Below are 14,745 nucleotides of genomic sequence, written 5' to 3' on the forward strand. Positions count from 1 at the left end.
GTCATCAGGCTTTCCGAATAACACAAGGTGAGTAGAAGTGGATATCAAGACAGTAGAAGATCGCAGTTCCATACTTTCTTATTGGCGCGAAAACTTTGGCGAACATACGATGCGCCGCTTTGACATTCTTCAAACGGCGATGCTGGAAGCTGAAGCTGCACTGAAAAAAGTCATGGGCCCCCGCGCTTCGCTCAGGGCATACGCTCGACTCCGCGCGCTGGAATGGCTGCGCAGTGCAACCCATACGTCGATTGATCCGGATCTCTGCATTATCAGAACACGTTATCGATATAAGTTGGGTAATCGGGAAGTGATTCAGGAAGATCGTCGCTCGTTAACCGACTATGCGATTTTTGGTCAGCAAGACAAAGACCGGATCACGCTTTCGTTCGAAGGGCAGACGTCTTCCGCGATCTCGTATTTTTCGCTGGAGAACTGGCTGTCCCAAGTGGACATCCGCTCTGATTATGCGCAAATGCTTATTAACGAACCGTCGCAGGCTGTGCATGACGCCTCTCAGGAATACCTGGCTCGGCAGATGGAGTTCACTGCGTTTTGCGATCGGTTTGAGCGCCCGGACAATGCAATAAGCGAGGACTGGCTGAAAAGGTTGCTGCAGGGTGATCCATCGATGTTAGTCCGCGGTGTTGTTTTACAAGGCACCGGTGCTCCACTGCGAAATCTCTTCCTCATCAGCGAGCGAAGCCAGCCCGAGGGTCAGGGCGTGTACTTTACGCCGGGCGATCCCGACGGTGGTGTTTGGCATCGGGTCGCCAATAGTGACGAAGCAAGAGCGCATATTCATAACTTGACGGTCAGGCATCCGGACTTTCTATCTCAACAAGTAGGCAGTCGATATCAGTTGAGCTTTGGTCATTTTCTTCGCGAACTTAGTCGGAATGTTCGAGCCTGGACACTTGAATCGGTGAGGTTTGTGGATGTTGCACAGTCGCTGCGCGAGCCGCCATTAGCGGGTGTAGTCTCCGGGCAAGTAGGATGGGACCGATTTGAAAGTATTGAATTGGCGCCGCCTAATTATCGAACGGCATCGTTTGATGAACGTCAGGAATTTGCCAGCCTGAATACACAACTCAAAGCGTTGTATACCGTTGAAGGACGCGAGGCCGCACTTGTATCCTACGAGAAGTTCGCCTACTCCCTCATCAAGGAGCGGGTGGAGGGCGTACTGAAAGAGCGTGGCGAAGTCGTCACCGTCAATCCTGATCTGATCAATATCGAGTTCGGACCACAGGAGAAAATGTCACTCACCTCGGTGATTACCCGAGAGAAAGCGTTCTACGCCGTGGAGAATGATCGTCTGCCAGTCGATAGTTACCCCAGGTTCCGCGTCGGGGCAGATCATCCTTCGATAAATAAACTCAATATTCTCGACCTGGCCGGTTGGTCCCGGACGTTGCGCCCCGGCGAAAAATACATCGAGATGCTGCATTCGGTTTATTTGAATCCCGGCGATCCGGCCTACACATTCCGGCGTGACGTGCACTTCGAGCGCCAACAGGCCGAAATGAATCGAGCCGCGTTGTCTTCTTACTTTCAGGGGCGGATTTCCCGTGAAGTCTTCCACGACTTCAAACAAGCCATTGCGTCACTGCGTACACCAGATATCAACGGCGCGCCGGTCATAGGCGACATGCCGGTCAACCAAAACAGTGTTTATCAGTTCCACCTCGGTCGCCGCCGGCCCGTGGAAGGTGTCTATGTGTTTCGCTTCATGAAAGGGCGCGAAGTGAAAGACTACCTGTACACCCCGCAAGCGCCGGATGGAATCTGGTTCCGTCCGCTGGAGAATTTCGACACTTCTGTCCGCATCAATGATCTGCGCCAGTACTACATTGACCGGGTTCACTACCTGAATCGCACTTTCGCCGGTGAATATTTCGATGCGCTGCTCGCTTCCAAGAGCACCGTCAAGGCGCCGGATCTCGAGGTGGGCAGCCGTGTGCGCGACTTTTCCGGGTCTTACGAGCAAATGATCCGGCGGGTCATTGACGATGTGGATGCGGTAACCACCAGCCTTGCAGAGATTATTGCCAAGGTGACCTACGACACGGTGATGCTGGCGGCACAAGTCCTCAGTCTGGCGATCCCGCCGGTTGGTCTCGCCGTCAGCGCGGTGCAAATCACCAAAAATGTGATTGAGGGCATTGAGGCGTATCACTACCGAGACAGGGCAAAGGCTGCCGATCGGGTGAAGACTGCACTGATCGAACTGGCCACGCTGGGTTATGGCAAGTACAAGGAACTGGGCAAGCCGGCCGTCTCCAGCCTGCAGAAAACCTTGATTGATCTCGCGGGTGATGCGAAGACCCTGGCTGATCTGGTGTCGAAGGCCGCAGGTCTTAAGGTGCCACACGAAGTGCTGCTGGAAATTGTCCAGGACACCTTAAAAACCGAGTCGCACAGTAAAGCCTGGGTACGCTGACGCCTAGGATTCATACCCCATCCGCCAACTCACGGCCCGGGTCGCCGCCAGCAAGCGCTGCGCCGCCGGGCCGTCTTCATCGGCGTGGAACAACGACGTCGGGCCGACGATGGTCAGCACGGCGGCGACATTGCCGACCGCGTTGAACACCGGCGCCGACAACGCATCCACGCCCGGCATCAACAGTCCGTGAACATGGTGCAAGCCGCGTTCGCGGATCTGTTCGCGCAATGCCGCGTACACCTGCTCATCAGTCAGGGCATGGGCTTCGCTGGCCTGGATTTCCAGTTCGCGCAATTCAACGGTTTCCCGATCCGGCAGGAAGGCACTGAACACCAGCCCCGTCGAAGAACTGAGCAACGGCAATACCGAACCCAATTGCGTCACCACCGTCACCGCGCGCACCGCCGGTTCGATGTGCACCACGGTTGCGCCTTGATTGCCCCATACCGCCAGAAAGCAGGTTTCATTCAGATCGTCGCGCAACTCGGCCAGGGGCAGGGCGGCGACTTTCAGCACGTCCATACTGTTGAGTGCAGCGAGGCCCACACGCAGGGCTTCACGGCCCAGGCCATAGTGGTTGGTGGTGGTGTTCTGCTCGGCAAAGCCACTGGCGATCAGCGCCTGCAAATAGCGATGAACCTTGCTCGCGGGCATCTGCACGTGTTCGGCCAGGCGCGACAATGAGGTCGAGGGCGACAGTTCGGCCAGGGCCTTGAGAATGTCGGTGCCGACCTCGGCCGAGCGGACTTTCTGTTTATCGTTGGTGCGCGGCTTTTCCATGGAGGCGGTCTGAATCCCGGGACGAATGGGCGTCTTTATAGCTTGACGGTCAATACCAATCAAATTACGTTATGCGTAATTCGATTACGATAAAAACAACCCAGGCGTGCCGAGACCTCTGCAACAGAGCGACAGGCCATTGCCAACTCCCTGTTCAGGAGGCTCCATGAACCCCGATTCAACCGCGCCAGCGCTGGCTTATCAGTCAGGCTTCGGCAACGAATTCAGCAGCGAAGCACTGCCCGGTGCCTTGCCTGTCGGCCGCAATTCCCCGCAAAAAGTCCCGTACGGCCTCTACACCGAGCTGTTCTCCGGCACTGCGTTCACCATGGTCCGCAGCGAAGCCCGGCGCACCTGGATGTACCGCATTCAGCCATCGGCCAATCACCCGGCATTCGTCAAACTTGAGCGGCAACTGGCCGGTGGCCCTTTGGGTGAAGTAACCCCCAATCGCCTACGCTGGAATCCGCTGGACATCCCGAGCGAGCCCACCGATTTCATCGACGGCCTGGTGAGCATGGCCGCTAACTCCGGCGCGGAAAAACCGTCCGGGATCAGCATCTACAGCTACCGCGCCAACCGTTCCATGGAGCGCGTGTTCTTCAATGCCGACGGTGAACTGCTGCTGGTGCCGGAACAGGGCCGCTTGCGCATCGCCACTGAACTGGGCGTGCTGGAACTCGAACCCCTGGAAATCGCCGTGTTGCCCCGCGGTCTGAAATTCCGCGTCGAGCTGCTCGACCCCCAAGCCCGGGGCTACATCGCCGAAAACCACGGCGCGCCATTGCGCCTGCCGGACCTGGGGCCAATCGGCAGCAACGGCCTGGCCAACCCACGGGACTTCCTGACTCCGGTGGCCCATTACGAAGACCTGCGACAACCGACCACGCTGGTGCAGAAATTCCTCGGCCAGTTGTGGGGCTGCGAGCTCGATCACTCGCCGCTGAACGTGGTGGCCTGGCACGGCAATAACGTGCCGTACAAATATGATCTGCGCCGTTTCAACACCATCGGCACCGTGAGTTTCGATCACCCGGATCCATCGATTTTCACCGTCCTGACGTCGCCAACCAGCGTCCACGGTCTGGCGAATCTGGATTTCGTGATCTTCCCGCCGCGCTGGATGGTGGCCGAGAACACCTTCCGTCCACCGTGGTTCCACCGCAACCTGATGAACGAATTCATGGGCCTGATCAAGGGCGAATACGACGCCAAGGCTGAAGGCTTCGTGCCCGGCGGCGCGTCGCTGCATAGCTGCATGAGCGCCCACGGCCCAGACGGCGAGAGCTGCACCAAAGCGATCAACGCCGAACTGGCCCCGGCGAAAATCGACAACACCATGGCCTTCATGTTCGAGACCAGCCAGGTGCTGCGCCCGAGCCAGTTCGCCCTCGAATGCCCGCAACTGCAATCCAACTACGATGCCTGCTGGGCCACGCTGCCCGTCACTTTCGACCCGACCCGGAGATAACCCATGACTCAGACTTCCACCCCTCGTAGCTGGGTTGCCTCCGCCAACGGCCATGCGGATTTCCCGCTGCAAAACCTGCCGCTGGGTGTGTTCAGCGTGAACGGCTCGGCACCGCGCAGTGGCGTCGCTATCGGCGAGCATATTTTCGATCTGGAAGCAGCGCTGGACGCCGGCCTGTTTGACGGCGCGGCGCGCACAGCGGTCGAAGCGACCCGTGGCGGTCAGCTCAATGCCTTCTTCGAACTCGGTCGCGAAGCCCGGGTGGCCCTGCGCGAACGCTTGATGGAGCTGTTCAGCGAAGGCAGTACGCTGCATGGCAAGATCGAAGCCCAGGGCAAAAAACTGCTGCCTCTGGCCGCCGATTGCGTGATGCACCTGCCGGCGAAAATCAACGACTACACCGACTTCTACGTCGGCATCGAGCACGCGCAAAACGTCGGCAAACTGTTCCGCCCCGACAACCCGTTGCTGCCGAACTACAAATACGTGCCGATCGGCTACCACGGCCGCGCCTCGACCATTCGCCCGTCCGGCACCGACGTGCGTCGTCCAAAGGGCCAGACCCTGCCGGCCGGCCAGACCGAGCCAACGTTCGGTCCGTGCGCACGCCTGGATTACGAACTGGAGCTGGGGATCTGGATCGGCCAGGGCAACGACATGGGCGACTCGATTGCCATCGGCGATGCGGCAGATCACATCGCTGGTTTCTGCCTGCTCAACGACTGGTCGGCGCGAGACATCCAGGCCTGGGAATACCAGCCGCTGGGGCCGTTCCTGTCGAAGAGTTTTATCACCAGCATCTCGCCGTGGGTCGTCACCGCCGAAGCGCTGGAGCCATTCCGCCGCGCCCAACCGGCACGCCCGGAAGGTGATCCGCTGCCACTGCCGTACCTCACCGACAAACGCGATCAGGAGGGCGGTGCTTTCGATATCGAGCTGGAAGTGTTGCTGCTCACCGAAACCATGCGCGAGCAAAACCTGCCGGCCCATCGCCTGACCCTGAGCAACACCAAACACATGTACTGGACCGTGGCGCAAATGGTCGCGCACCACAGCGTCAACGGCTGCCAATTGCAGGCCGGTGATTTGTTCGGGTCGGGCACTTTGTCGGGGCCGGAAAATGGTCAGTTCGGCAGCCTGCTGGAAATCACCGAGGGCGGTAAAAAGCCGATCGAACTGGCGTCGGGCGAAGTGCGCAAGTTCCTGGAGGACGGCGACGAAATCATCCTGCGCGCCCGTTGCAGCCGCGAGGGTTTTGCCTCCATCGGCTTCGGCGAATGCCGTGGCAAAGTCGTGCCGGCGCGTTAAGGGGATCGGGTCATGGAACTCTATACCTACTACCGTTCGACCTCGTCGTACCGCGTGCGCATCGCGCTGGCGTTGAAGGGCCTGGACTACCAGGCCCTGCCGATCAACCTGATCGCGCCACCCGGTGGCGAGCACCGGCAGCCGCCGTACCTGGCGATCAACCCGCAAGGTCGGGTGCCGGCCTTGCGCACCGACGATGGTGATCTGCTGATCCAGTCGCCCGCCATCATCGAGTACCTGGAGGAACGTTATCCACAGGTGCCACTGCTGTCCAAAGACCTCGTCGCACGCGCCCGCGAACGTGGCGTGGCGGCGGTGATCGGCTGCGATGTGCACCCGCTGCACAACGTCAGCGTGCTGAACAAGCTGCGTCAGTCGGGCCACGATGAACCGCAAGTGGTGGAGTGGATCGGGCACTGGATCAGCCAGGGGTTGGCGACGGTGGAGCAGTTGATCGGTGATGCCGGTTACTGCTTCGGTGATCAGCCGGGGTTGGCGGATGTGTACCTGATCCCGCAGTTGTATGCGGCGCAGCGCTTCAATATTTCGCTGGAGGCGTATCCGCGGATTCGCCGGGTTGCAGCGTTGGCGGCGACGCATCCGGCCTTTATGAAGGCCCACCCGGCGAACCAGCCCGACACCCCGCAGTAAGCTGATCGTTCCCACGCTCCGTGTGGGAATGCCGCCATGGACGCTCCGCGTCCACTGTGACGCGGAGCGTCACGGGATGCGTTCCCACGCGGAGCGTGGGAACGATCGTTCACAAACATAAAAACAAAACAGGTACCTCGCGATGCACAACCAGATTGCCAGCTTCCGGGCGGCACTCGACGCCCGTCCTGTGTCCCGTTATCAGTGGTTACTCCTTTTGCTGCTGGCATTGCTGCTGGTCACCGACGGCTATGACGCGCAAGTCCTCGGCTACGTCGTGCCGGCCCTGGCCCAGGATTGGGGCCTGGAAAAAGCCGCGTTCGGCCCGGTGTTCAGCGCCAACCTGTTGGGCCTGACCCTGGGTTCACTGGCGGTGACACCTCTGGCGGATCGCTTCGGCGTACGGCGGATTCTGCTCGGCTGTGTGCTGATCTACGCCACCCTCACGGTGCTGATGGTGTTCGCAAACTCCCTGAATACCCTGATGGCCGCGCGATTTATCTGCGGGATCGGCATGGGCGGGGCGATGCCCAGCGCCATGGCATTGATGTCGGAATATTCGCCGCCACGCCTGCGCACCTTGATGGTGACGCTGGCCGCTTGCGGCTTTTCGTTCGGCGGGGCGGCGGGCGGGTTTGTCGCGGCGGGTTTTATCGACAGCTTCGGCTGGCAAGCGGTGTTCCTCGCTGGTGGCATCACGCCTTTGCTGCTGTTCCCGTTCCTGGCCTGGTTTCTGCCTGAGTCCTTGCCGCGCCTGCTGCGCGATGCACCACCTTATGCGCGCTTGCGCAACGTCACGGCGCGGATGCTCCCTGACTGGCAACCACCCGCCGCCTCGATGGCGCAAAACGAGCAGGAACAGGGCAGCAAACTGACGGTGCTGGAGTTGTTCCGCAACGGTTATGCGCGGCCGACCTTGCTGATCTGGGCGACCTTTTTCGTCAGCCTGATCCTGCTGTATTTCATGATCAGCTGGTTGCCGACGCTGTTGCTGGAAAGCGGCTTGAAACTCAATCAAGCCAACCTGGTGACCTCAATGTTTCTGTTCGCCGGCACCGTCGGCGCGATCTGCATGGCCTGGTTCGCCGACCGCCTCAAAAGCAAGGTGCGACTGCTGGCGGGTGTGCTGACGGCGGCGGCGCTGTGCACGATTCTGCTCGGCCTCAATCACGACAACCCGCGTTATCTGGTAGCCAGCGTGATCGCCGCCGGGTTCTGCATCATCGGCGGGCAACTGACCCTCAATGCCTTCGCCAGTAACTTCTACCCGGCGCACGTGCGCGCCACCGGCACCGGTTGGGCGCTGGGCGTGGGGCGTTTCGGTTCGATCCTCGGGCCATTGTTTGGCAGCATGCTGCTGGCGATGCACATCCCGGTGCAGCAGATTTTCTTCTTCTGCGCGATACCGGCGGTGATTGCGGCGTTGTTCATCATTCAGGTGCGTTCGCCCCAGGAAACAACACCACCCCCTGTAGGAGCGAGGCTTGCCCGCGAAGACGGCGGGACATCCAACATTGATGTTGGCTGACCCACCGCTTTCGCGGGCAAGCCTCGCTCCTACAGGGGTTCAGTGAACGACTGAGTTTGGGGGCAGGTGCCCGAGGCGCTCGGTCAGGCGAATCCGCTGGATCGGGTCATCACTGAGCAACAGCGCATGCTCCAGGTCGAAGCGCTCGGCATTCGGGCAGTCGAGCCGTTGGTAGAGACTGGCCCGGGCCAGGTAATCGGAGGCGCTGCCGTTGCCCAGTTCCAGCACTCGCTCGGCGTCCACCAGGGCGCCGATGTAGTCGTCGTTGGTGAGGTGCAACTGGCGCAAGTTGCGCGACAGCCGCTGGAGCATGTGCACCGGGTCGGCCGTCAGCAAATGCTCGGCGCTGAGTTTGAGGTTGGGACCGTACTGACGCTGCAGCAGATCGCGGCAATCGTTGGGGTACAGTCGGCGCCCGCCACAGGGGTCGAGCAGGTGATCGGCGCCCTGCACCCGTAGCAGGAAATGCCCGGGAAAATTCACCCCCACCAGGGGAATCTCCAGCCTTCTGGCCAATTCCAGTGCAATCAGCCCCAGGGCCAGCGGCTGGCCACGGCGACGTTCCAGGACCTTATGGACCAATGCCACTTGCGGACGCAGTGGAGTGAAGTCGTCCTGGGCAAACCCCAGGTCATTCATGCGCCGCAATAACGGCTGGGCCAATTCGCTCACCGGCAGCATCGGCAGGCCTGAACTGACCCGTTGTTGCAGTTCCATGAAGTCCGCCAGCACCGCTTCGAGCTTCATCTGGGCATCGTGTTCGGCCGCAATCCACAGCGCCGCCTCGAACAGGGCGGGCGGTGAACGTTGCAGGCAGTCGAAGAAGCGTTGGCGCGGGGTCATCTGAATCTCCATGGAATGCCTCGTTTTAGCCCCGCCACCGGCTTTCGTCCAGTCCTGCACACAGGCGCCTGCAGGTTATGTCGCAAAGCCCTTAAAGACGCGCGGCTTATTCCGGTGCGCTTCAGCAATTTTCAGGCGCAAGCCTATACTGGCGACTACCAGAAGTGATTCGGGAGCCCAACGATGTTCGCTCTCATGCAAAGCACTCGCCTTGAATCGCTACACCTAAGCGTAGACCCGGTCACCGGGTTGAAGGCGGTGATTGCCATTCATAACAGCCGCCTGGGGCCCGCCCTGGGCGGTTGTCGTTATCTTGCCTACCCCAGCGACGAATCGGCGGTCGAGGACGCGGTGCGCCTGGCCCAGGGCATGAGTTATAAGGCGGCACTGGCCGGCCTGGCCCAGGGCGGCGGTGTGGCGGTGATCATTCGCCCGGTCCACGTGGAAAACCGTGGGGCGCTGTTTGAAGCCTTCGGGCGTTGCATCAATCAGCTCGACGGCCGCTACATCACCGCCATCGACAGCGGCACCTCGGTGGCGGACATGGATTGCATCGCCCAACAAACCCAGCACGTCACCAGCACCACCTCTGCCGGCGACCCCGCGCCCCACGCGGCGATGGGCGTGTTCGCCGGTATCCGCAGCACTGCCATGGCGCGTTTGGGCAGCGACAATCTCGAAGGCTTGCGCGTGGCGATCCAGGGCCTGGGCAATGTCGGTTTCGCCCTGGCCGAGCAACTGCACGCGGCCGGTGCCGAGCTGCTGGTCAGCGACATCGACCACGGCAAGGTGCAACTGGCCATGGAACAACTGGGCGCCCATCCGATTGCCAACGATGCCTTGCTCAGCACCCCCTGCGACATCCTCGCGCCATGTGGCCTGGGCGGTGTGCTCAATAGCCATAGCGTGACGCAACTGCGCTGCTCGGCGGTAGCGGGTTCGGCGAACAATCAACTGACTCACCTGGATGTTGCCGATCAGCTGGAACGGCGGGGGATTCTGTATGCGCCGGATTATGTGATCAATTCCGGGGGCCTGATCTACGTCTCGCTCAAGCATCGGGGCGAGGAGTTGGCGACGATCACGGCGCACCTGTCGAAAATCAGTTCGCGATTGACCGAAGTGTTTGCCCACGCGCAGGCGGAGAAGCGTTCGCCGGCGCGGGTGGCGGACGAGTTGGCGGAAAAGGTTTTGTATCGGTAACGCCCGAGCTGCCGAAGGCTGCGATCTTTTGATCTTGATTTTTGGACATGAAAAAGGCCCTGAGCCATTCGACTCAGGGCCTATTCAATTCGGGCCTTGCTTACTTGACGGCTTTAACCGCTTTCGCTGGTTTCACCGGCTCGGCGTCTTCAACCACCGCCACAGGTTCAACCACTTCAGCAGGCGCGCTCAGCAGTTCAGACAGTGCGTCCGGCTGGCTCTTGAACGCCTTGGCGAACACATCGCGGTTCTTCGCCATGTAGATCCCGGCTTCTTCGACTTGCTGCTCGCTCAGGGACGGAACGGCTTTTTGCAACACTTCGGCCAGCAATTCGGCCAGTTCGAGCATTTTGTCATGACGGTCAGCTTCGGCTTTATCCATGAACAAGCGCTCCAGATCTCGGCTGCTGCGGTATACCACTTCGACGGCCATTCACCACCTCACATGCCTTCACATTAAGTTGTCTTTGCGACTACTGTATCTATATACAGCGAAAAGGATAAGCGAATCCCTGCGCTTTGGGTAGTGGCTTTTTAATGTAGACCGAAATTGGCGTTTGTCAGGTGAATCGTGTTGTCCCCTTCGCGACACCACAACGTGTCTCATGTCATGCGGCCATCATCTCAACTCACAACTCCTGGCCTTTTTTCTGCATGCAGAACAACCGTCACGTCCAACCCGCATCATCCGCTCGAACCGAGCTAAGGAAGAATCATCGTGAAAATCAACTGGGCCGAGAACCTGCGGCAGAACGTGCATCAACTGGCCGAGTCCCTGGGCAACCTGTTCGTCGAGACCTTCCACTACCTGGCGCTGTTCGCCATCGGTGCGGTCACCGCGTGGGCGGCGGTGATGGAGTTCCTGCAGATGATCGAGGCGGGGCACATCAAGATCGATGACATCCTGCTGCTGTTCATCTATTTGGAATTGGGCGCGATGGTCGGGATTTACTTCAAGACGAACCTACCTGAATCTAACATTTTTTCTTATAGGCAAAAAAAGGGTGAAACCCCTATGATTTCTGGTCTTTGGCGCGCTTGAAGGCGGGCTAGGCTGTTTTTTTCTGTGATGGATGGTGTGAGCTATGAGTGAAACTCGTGGGATTGAGAAGCTGCGCAAAAGCTTGCACAGTGGCGCTGATTCGGTAGGAAATTTGGTGGTTGAGGCTTTCCACTACCTGGCTCTGTTCGGCATTGCGGCTATAACGGTATGGGCCGCTATCAGTGCCTTTATAGGTATGCTGGGGCAAGAGAAAATCAGCGTTGATGACATTCTATTGCTATTCATTTATTTAGAATTGTTAGCAATGAGCGGGATTTATTTTAAAACAAATCATATGCCCTTGCGATTTTTGCTGTACATCGGCGTGACTGCATTAATTCGGCTTTTGATTAGCGATGTTTCGCACCATAACGCGCCGGACCTTGGCATTATTTACGTGTGTGGCGGGGTGCTTCTTTTAGCCCTTTCGATTCTCGTTGTTAGGTTTTCGTCTTCTAAATTTCCATCAGTGAAAGAAAAAATAGAAAGCTGATGTGTGTTTGTTAAGGCTTGTAATTTTTTAGTAAGGACTTATGTCTTTTTTGTTGTTTGATTTGTTGATTTGTTAAGGTTTTCAAGGTGAGTTAAGTTTCAGTTTTTATAAAAAGGATTTTTAAGTGAAAAGTAACAAGAGAAATTTTTCAAATAAATACTCTGATGTTCGTAATAGTATTTTGAAGTACTCGCGTGATTCCGTTTTCACTCTCGCTATGAACTATTTGGCTATGGAGAATAGTTCTGGCGGAAAATCGTTTATGATTCAGGATGCCCAGTGGTTGATTTTTATGATGATTAAAATCTCATCATCAAGCACAGGTGTTTTAAAAATGAATGATACTGATTTTGTTAGGCTCTGTAATAAACTGTTTAGATTGCAAGACTATCTTATTGATGCTGACCCTACAAATTTATTATTGAGATTCAGACCGTTGATTTATCAGCAGTCGCTGCTTCGCAAGGATGTACCGGAGTGTATGAGAAGTCTTGCAAGGCAATGCAAGATTTTAGGTGGTAACGAATTTTACGAAAAAACTTTCCATGAGATTACTGGTGTCGGAGTCGCCAGCTATTTCACTATCTGGCTGAATATTTTAGTTCAGGCGACAGGCAAGAAAGGCAGTGGGTATTTTGAACTGAATATCATAGATCTGTTATATCGTGTTCAAAAAGTCGTACCATTATATCAAGTGGTAAATTTTTTCGTTTTTTTCGGAGTTCGTTATAGTGATTTGCCAACTTTTTTCGCCAGATTTAGTGGCAGTGCTGGAACGGTTGATGATTATTATTATGATACGCCTTTAAAGAAAAAACCTTTTTTGGTGTCAGGTAAAAAAATCTATCTATTCTCGGAAAAGCTTTTGCTGTCATGCTTTCCATTACTTTTAATTCAGACAATCAAGGATGCAAGAGTCGAGGACGCAAAAGCCCAGCTAGGACTGGATGTCGAGGCATATGTTGGCGGATTATTAAAAAAGACAGCTTTAAAGGTTTTTGATGAAAAGGCTTTGAAAACTATTTATCGAAAAAATAATATTCCTTCGCTGGGTTCTAAAGTCACTGATTTTGCAATAGATGGTGAGAGTGTTGTTTTGCTCGAAAGTAAGGCGATTGAGCAAACGGATTGGCTCAAAGTTAACACTGACCCGGTAGAGCTAAAAAAGAGGCTGGACCAAGATTTCATCAAGGCTGTTATACAAGCAGAAAAGTGCGCGATGTTTCTTTCTCAAACCGAAGAATTTCGGGGGCGAAACTTTAAGGCTGTTGTCGTGACTTATGATGATTTTGGAATTTCAACTGCTTCCAGTATCAAGCAGCTAATAGGGGTGGATATAGAGGAGGAAGTTAAGAAGCAGTGTGATGGTGAATGCCCTATATCTTTAGATGATATAGTTTTTATTGCTATCTCTGATTTCGAGGCGTTGACATTTGCTATAGAGAATGAAATGGTAAAACTAGACGAATTAATTGAGGAGTGTCTTGGTGAGCAATCCTTTAATGCTGGTATGTCTTTCCGGAAAGCCATAATGGATAGGTGCGAGTTTGATGTTTATAAACAGGCCGGTGATGTTCTTACGTCAGACGATAGTTTTATTCAGCAGCTTGTAAGTTTCAGTAATAGTGGTCAAGCATTAAATGTACAAAGGCCGCAGGAATTAATCGTTATGCACGACGAGGTGATGCGGTCTATAAATTTTAGTTTTTTATAGTTTGTTGTCGATGGTGCTTACGTGTTCGAGCATCGGCTTGCTTTGAATTAATGCAGGTATCCCCATTTTTGCATCGAAGTGGCACAGTGCCATGCTGCAAAATCTAAAGCTGTCATTTTCAGGAGTTGGTTATGAGTGATGGAATATCGAGGGAAGAGTTTGACGATCTGTTCAGCAAAGTTTACGAAGAGCGTAAACCGAATTTTGATGAGCATGTCAATGTTGCTGTAGTTGGCAAGGTTAGCGCCGGTAAAAGTTCTTTGCTAAACGCTGTTCTTGGTTGCACTCGGAAAGACCCTCTCGCAAAAGTTGGTGCTAGCTCGGGCGTCACCACAAAAGTCACTGCTTATAAGCTTGATGAACAGGTTTTAATCATCGACTGTCCGGGGCTCGATGATGTGCGTGAAGAGAATAGCGAAGAGACTGTAGAGTTCTTAAAAAATATTGATCTTGGTCTTTTTGTAGTCACGGGTTCTGCTGACGCTTCGCAGGCGGCGAATTTTGAGGATCTTAAAAAAAGCTCAAGTAAAGTATTCGTTGTTCTAAACAAAATTGATGAATGGGATGATTTGCAAGAGTCGGCTTATGAAGATGTTAAAGAACAGTGGTGTAAAATACTGGGCGTAGATAAGGTTTTCGGAACCTGCACCAAAGGGTTTGATCCGAAAATGCGTGAGTCAGCACCGATGGATATTCGAGGTGTGGATGAGTTGAGGAGAGAGATCTTTGTCTTCTTGAACACCGAAGGCAAAGCCCTGCTCCTTGCGAGGCATCTTCGAAACAAGGAGAGTTATGCCGTCGGAATTATTGGCGCTGCGATTGTTGCAGTTGCAGGCGAGGCGTTCATTCCTGGGAGTGCTGCATACATTACTGCAACGCAAGTGGTAGCTATTACTTCCCTCAATTATTTATACAAAGGCGAGGTTCTTAACAAAACTTCAGCGCTCGCCTTGTTGCCGACATTCGCTGGTGAAACGCTGGGTATGTCGGCATTCTTGATTGCTAAATCCTTCCTTCCTCCAACACTCATTCTTGATGCGGCGGCAGCCGCGATCGCAGTAGTTATTACGTTTGCTATGCTGGCTGCTGTCAAGTGGATGTTAGAGAATGATCACTCGTTGGATGAAAAGGATTTGCTGAAAAAAGTCTTTGGCGATTTCAAAGATATAGCCGGTGAGTTGAAAGCTACCAAACCTAGTGATTTGAGCAACAAGGCTAATGTTATTGCTTTGATAAGTAGATTGCTGAAAAAAGCTATCTAATAAT

At 55.3% G+C, this 14,745-nt stretch carries 11 protein-coding genes and 2 pseudogenes; 10 read left to right on the forward strand and 3 right to left on the reverse strand.

Translation table 11 applies throughout. The features are described from left to right. The first annotated feature begins 37 nt into the window (after positions 1 to 37). A complete protein-coding gene (locus ACY4LX_RS06135) occupies positions 38 to 2,443 on the forward strand; it encodes a dermonecrotic toxin domain-containing protein (protein WP_463259430.1) in 2,406 nt (801 codons plus the stop codon). Positions 2,444 to 2,446: 3 nt separating this feature from the next. On the opposite strand, the gene ACY4LX_RS06140 is transcribed toward ACY4LX_RS06135, so the two are convergent. Then, on the reverse strand, positions 2,447 to 3,226 hold the full coding sequence (locus tag ACY4LX_RS06140) for an IclR family transcriptional regulator (RefSeq protein ID WP_463259431.1): 780 nt from the start codon (positions 3,224 to 3,226) through the stop codon (positions 2,447 to 2,449). A 166-nt stretch (positions 3,227 to 3,392) separates the two neighbouring features. Between ACY4LX_RS06140 and hmgA the strand changes: the two genes are divergently transcribed. The 4 genes from hmgA to ACY4LX_RS06160 all read left to right on the forward strand — a co-directional run bounded on the left by hmgA (position 3,393) and on the right by ACY4LX_RS06160 (position 8,184). Further along, positions 3,393 to 4,697 carry a homogentisate 1,2-dioxygenase gene (gene hmgA, locus ACY4LX_RS06145; protein ID WP_463259432.1) on the forward strand — a complete coding sequence of 435 codons (1,305 nt, stop codon included), beginning with the start codon at positions 3,393 to 3,395 and terminating at the stop codon, positions 4,695 to 4,697. Positions 4,698 to 4,700: 3 nt separating this feature from the next. Then, entirely contained in the window at positions 4,701 to 6,005 is a 1,305-nt protein-coding gene (fahA, locus tag ACY4LX_RS06150) for a fumarylacetoacetase (RefSeq protein WP_463259433.1), read from the forward strand. Positions 6,006 to 6,017: 12 nt separating this feature from the next. Further along, positions 6,018 to 6,656, forward strand: a complete 639-nt coding sequence (maiA, locus tag ACY4LX_RS06155; protein ID WP_149657535.1) for a maleylacetoacetate isomerase — start codon at positions 6,018 to 6,020, stop codon at positions 6,654 to 6,656. 142 nt (positions 6,657 to 6,798) lie between these two features. Then, positions 6,799 to 8,184, forward strand: a complete 1,386-nt coding sequence (locus ACY4LX_RS06160) for an MFS transporter (RefSeq protein WP_463259434.1) — start codon at positions 6,799 to 6,801, stop codon at positions 8,182 to 8,184. A 39-nt stretch (positions 8,185 to 8,223) separates the two neighbouring features. Here ACY4LX_RS06160 and ACY4LX_RS06165 read toward each other — a convergent pair whose 3' ends face one another. Next, positions 8,224 to 9,027: a SirB1 family protein gene (locus tag ACY4LX_RS06165; protein ID WP_149657740.1), complete on the reverse strand. Its 804-nt coding sequence runs from the start codon at positions 9,025 to 9,027 to the stop codon at positions 8,224 to 8,226. 183 nt (positions 9,028 to 9,210) lie between these two features. Here ACY4LX_RS06165 and ACY4LX_RS06170 point away from each other — a divergent pair, with 183 nt between their 5' ends. Continuing rightward, entirely contained in the window at positions 9,211 to 10,230 is a 1,020-nt protein-coding gene (locus ACY4LX_RS06170; protein WP_133838598.1) for a Glu/Leu/Phe/Val dehydrogenase family protein, read from the forward strand. A gap of 178 nt (positions 10,231 to 10,408) precedes the next feature. Here ACY4LX_RS06170 and ACY4LX_RS06175 read toward each other — a convergent pair. Next, positions 10,409 to 10,663, reverse strand: a pseudogene (locus tag ACY4LX_RS06175) (YebG family protein); the annotation flags it as partial. A gap of 285 nt (positions 10,664 to 10,948) precedes the next feature. On the opposite strand from ACY4LX_RS06175, the pseudogene ACY4LX_RS06180 reads away from it, so the two are divergent. The 4 genes and pseudogenes from ACY4LX_RS06180 to ACY4LX_RS06195 all read left to right on the forward strand — a co-directional run. Then, a pseudogene (locus ACY4LX_RS06180) lies at positions 10,949 to 11,194 on the forward strand (phosphate-starvation-inducible PsiE family protein); the annotation flags it as partial. 121 nt (positions 11,195 to 11,315) lie between these two features. Beyond that, positions 11,316 to 11,765, forward strand: coding sequence for a phosphate-starvation-inducible protein PsiE (locus tag ACY4LX_RS06185; protein ID WP_463259435.1), 450 nt, complete (start codon positions 11,316 to 11,318; stop codon positions 11,763 to 11,765). A 124-nt stretch (positions 11,766 to 11,889) separates the two neighbouring features. Next, positions 11,890 to 13,479, forward strand: a complete 1,590-nt coding sequence (locus tag ACY4LX_RS06190) for a hypothetical protein (RefSeq protein ID WP_463259436.1) — start codon at positions 11,890 to 11,892, stop codon at positions 13,477 to 13,479. 131 nt (positions 13,480 to 13,610) lie between these two features. Further along, positions 13,611 to 14,741: a GTPase gene (locus ACY4LX_RS06195; RefSeq protein WP_463259437.1), complete on the forward strand. Its 1,131-nt coding sequence runs from the start codon at positions 13,611 to 13,613 to the stop codon at positions 14,739 to 14,741. Positions 14,742 to 14,745 lie beyond the last annotated feature (4 nt).

It is taken from the genome of Pseudomonas sp. Emmai, from assembly GCF_055179735.1.

Bases quoted from the DNA above. Each gene is read 5' to 3' on its own strand.
- ACY4LX_RS06140 (WP_463259431.1), bottom strand. From the start codon at position 3,226: ATGGAAAAGCCGCGCACCAACGATAAACAGAAAGTCCGCTCGGCCGAG.
- fahA (WP_463259433.1), top strand. From the start codon at position 4,701: ATGACTCAGACTTCCACCCCTCGTAGCTGGGTTGCCTCCGCCAACGGC.
- hmgA (WP_463259432.1), top strand. From the start codon at position 3,393: ATGAACCCCGATTCAACCGCGCCAGCGCTGGCTTATCAGTCAGGCTTC.
- ACY4LX_RS06170 (WP_133838598.1), top strand. From the start codon at position 9,211: ATGTTCGCTCTCATGCAAAGCACTCGCCTTGAATCGCTACACCTAAGC.
- maiA (WP_149657535.1), top strand. From the start codon at position 6,018: ATGGAACTCTATACCTACTACCGTTCGACCTCGTCGTACCGCGTGCGC.
- ACY4LX_RS06185 (WP_463259435.1), top strand. From the start codon at position 11,316: ATGAGTGAAACTCGTGGGATTGAGAAGCTGCGCAAAAGCTTGCACAGT.
- ACY4LX_RS06195 (WP_463259437.1), top strand. From the start codon at position 13,611: ATGAGTGATGGAATATCGAGGGAAGAGTTTGACGATCTGTTCAGCAAA.
- ACY4LX_RS06160 (WP_463259434.1), top strand. From the start codon at position 6,799: ATGCACAACCAGATTGCCAGCTTCCGGGCGGCACTCGACGCCCGTCCT.
- ACY4LX_RS06165 (WP_149657740.1), bottom strand. From the start codon at position 9,027: ATGACCCCGCGCCAACGCTTCTTCGACTGCCTGCAACGTTCACCGCCC.